We start from the raw sequence: 3,047 nt of genomic DNA on the forward strand, positions 1-3,047 counted from the left end.
GCGCGGGGCGCCTCGTCGGGCGGGGCGAGCGTCGACATGGTCGTCGTCTCGGCCAGATGGATCGAATCGGGGTCGTTCGCCGGGTCGTCCGGGGCGTCGGGTTCGGCGTCGGGCTCGTCGTGGCCGGCGGCGTAGCCCTCGTACGCACCGTGGTGGTCCACGGCCTCGTGGGCCTCGGGGGTCTCCTGCGCCGCGTGAGGCTCCTGGACGGCCTCCTGTACGTAGGTGGCGTCACCCGTGCCGTATGCGCCGTACCCGGAAGCCGTGTCCTGCGTCGCGTTCCAGGCGGTGGCGTCGAACGCGCCGCTGTCGAAGGAGGGCGCCGTCCACTGGGCGGTGGCCTCGTACCCGTACGGCTGGGACTGGAACTGTGTCGCGTCGAACTGGGCGGTCGGGGGGTGGCCGGGTGTGTCGTAACCGAACTGGCCGCTGTCGAACTGATGTGCCTGGTCCGGTTGACCTGTCTGGGCTGTCCCGGCTGTCGGGTCCTGCTGGTTCCAGGCGGTCGCGTCCCACTGGCCCGAGGTGTCGCCGGGCTGCTGCTGGTAGGCGGCGGCGTTGCCCGCCGCGTCGACGGTGGGCCACTGGCCGCTCACGTCGTACTGGCCGTACTGCTGCTGTCCGTACCCGGGCACGGCGTACGCGTCGTAACCGGCCGTCTGGTGCTGGACCTGCTGTGCCCCGGTGTCCCACTGGGTGTTGTCGTACTGGCCGCTGTGACCCGCTTCGTAGGTGCCGGGAAGGTCCCCGAAGAGCGGATCGATGTCGAAACTACCTGTGGCGTTGCCGTCGTGCGCGGCGTACCCGGCGTGGGTGTGCTGGTCGTTCACCAACTTCTCTCTCGCCTCGGCAGCAGGACCAGGGTCTGAGGCCCGGTCCCAACGCGGGGGGACCTCAGAGGAAAGCAGTGGCCGCGACTGTACCCGGCGGTATGGGACGGCGACAATCTTCGGCGGGTTCCGGGCGCCGTGGAAACGGGCATTCGGCCGTGTTTCGGGGGACCACGGGCGCAGCCTTGGTGCTGCGTTCGAAATGCGTTCGACGCGTGAGGCGGGTGCGTCGGACTCCGGAGGGTCGTGAATCCGGCTCCGGAGATACGGGAACACCTGTGATTTCCCCCTCCCGGTCGTCCGTGAAACGACAGGGTGCGGGATGCTGTGGATAACGTTCGTTCACTACTCCGGGTCCGAAGGGCACGGGGGCCCGTTGCCAATGACGGCGTAGTCGGTAGGTGGAGGCAGTGATGGGTGTGACCGGTCCGATCCGTGTGGTAGTGGCCAAGCCAGGACTCGACGGTCATGATCGCGGGGCCAAGGTGATCGCGCGTGCGCTGCGCGACGCCGGTATGGAGGTCATTTACACCGGCCTCCACCAGACCCCGGAACAGATCGTGGACACCGCGATCCAGGAGGACGCCGACGCGATCGGACTGTCCATCCTCTCCGGTGCGCACAACACGCTTTTCGCGAAGGTGATCGACCTTCTGAAGGAGCGGGACGCCGCGGACATCAAGGTCTTCGGCGGCGGCATCATCCCGGAGGCGGACATCGCTCCGCTGAAGGAGAAGGGCGTCGCCGAGATCTTCACCCCCGGCGCGACGACCACCTCGATCGTCGACTGGGTGAACGCGAACGTCCGCCAGCCGGCGGGTGCTTGACGGCAGGCGACCGGCGCCCGCCGTCGGCCGGGCGGTGGACGGTCAGCCCTCCGTCCCCGCTGGTTCGGCGAGTTCCGCCAGCATCGCCGCGCGCAGCCGCAGCGTGGAGACCAGCCGCTGGAAGGCCTCGGACCAGTACCCGCCGGCGCCGGGTGCGGCGTCCTGCGCCTCGTCCGGTAGCGCGGTGAGGAGTTCGAGACGGCTCGCCTCGGCGGGGTCGAGGCACCGTTCGGCCAGGCCCATCACCCCGCTGAAGCTCCACGGGTAACTCCCGGCGTCCCTGGCGATGTCGAGCGCGTCGACGACGGCGCGGCCGAGCGGCTCCGCCCAGGGCACCACACAGACGGCGAGGAGCTGGAACGCCTCCGACAGGCCGTGGGCCGCTATGAAACCGGCCACCCACTCGGCCCGTTCGGCCGAAGGAAGCGTCGCGAGGAGCTTCGCCCGCTCGGCCAGGGAGGACGCGCCGGGGCCGGTCGCCGGGGAGGCCGTGGGCGCGCCGAGCAGCGCACGCGACCACCGCGCGTCCCGCTGCCGCACCGCCGCCCTGCACCACGCCGCGTGCAGTTCGTCCCGCCAGCCGTCGAGGACCGGCAGTGCGACGATCTCCTCGGGCGGACGTCCGCCGAGCCGCGGCCCCCAGGTCGACAGCGGGGCGGCCTCCACCAACTGGCCGAGCCACCACGAGCGTTCACCACGGCCGCTGGGCGGGGCCGGCACCACTCCGTCACGCTGCATGTCGGCGTCGCACTCGTGGGGCGCCTCCACCGTCACCGTGGCGTCCAGGCCGCCGTCGCCCGTACGGTCCAGGCTCACGCAGGTGGCGGCGCGGGCCGCCATCCGCCCGGCGAGCGCCGAGTACGGCAGCGCGGAGAGCAACTCAGCGGCGGTGGACCGCACATTGCGGCTGCGGTCGGACAACGCCGCCTCCAGGAAAGGCTCGTCCGTCGCCGACAGCCCGTCGCGCAGCGAGTCGAGGAACATCAGCCGGTCCTCGGCGCGCTCGGTGGACCAGGTGGTGGCCAGCATCGCCAGCGCCTCCTGGCTGTCCCTGGCGCGTACGGCGGAGAGCAGCGCGACCCGCTCGGCGAAAAGACCCTCCTCCCACAGCCGTTTGGTCCCCTCCGCGTCCGTGGCCGCGGGCAGCACGGACCCCCCGCCGGAACCGCCGCGCAACGCGAACTTCCAGTCCGGGTTGAACCGCGCCAGCCAGAGCCCGCGCGGCCCGGCGAACGTCAGTGCGGCGGGCCGCAGATCGGTACGCGCGCGGGCCGCGTCGAGCAGCGCGGGCAGGGCCGAGACGGGCGCGCGGTAGCCCCGTCCGTTGGCCGCGGCGAGCCACTGCGGGAGCAACTCGGGGAGGTCCGGCGCCGTACCGCGCCTGCCTCCG

2 protein-coding genes and 1 pseudogene are annotated in these 3,047 nt (G+C 71.8%); 1 reads left to right on the top strand and 2 read right to left on the bottom strand.

Going from position 1 to position 3,047, the window contains the following annotated elements; genetic code table 11:
• Window positions 1-830: pseudogene (locus QR77_RS46880) on the bottom strand (hypothetical protein); the annotation flags it as partial.
• 413 nt (window positions 831-1,243) lie between these two features.
• Between QR77_RS46880 and QR77_RS25275 the strand changes: the two are divergent.
• Window positions 1,244-1,657 (top strand): cobalamin B12-binding domain-containing protein, encoded by a 414-nt coding sequence (locus QR77_RS25275; protein ID WP_040024386.1) that lies wholly within the window; start codon window positions 1,244-1,246, stop codon window positions 1,655-1,657.
• Between the two features lie 42 nt (window positions 1,658-1,699).
• Here QR77_RS25275 and QR77_RS25280 read toward each other — a convergent pair.
• Window positions 1,700-3,047, bottom strand: a 1,348-nt coding sequence (locus tag QR77_RS25280; protein WP_040024387.1) for a DUF5691 domain-containing protein, incomplete at its 5' end; no start/stop codon positions are given.

This window comes from Streptomyces sp. 150FB (assembly GCF_000818195.1).
GTDB lineage: Bacteria > Actinomycetota > Actinomycetes > Streptomycetales > Streptomycetaceae > Streptomyces.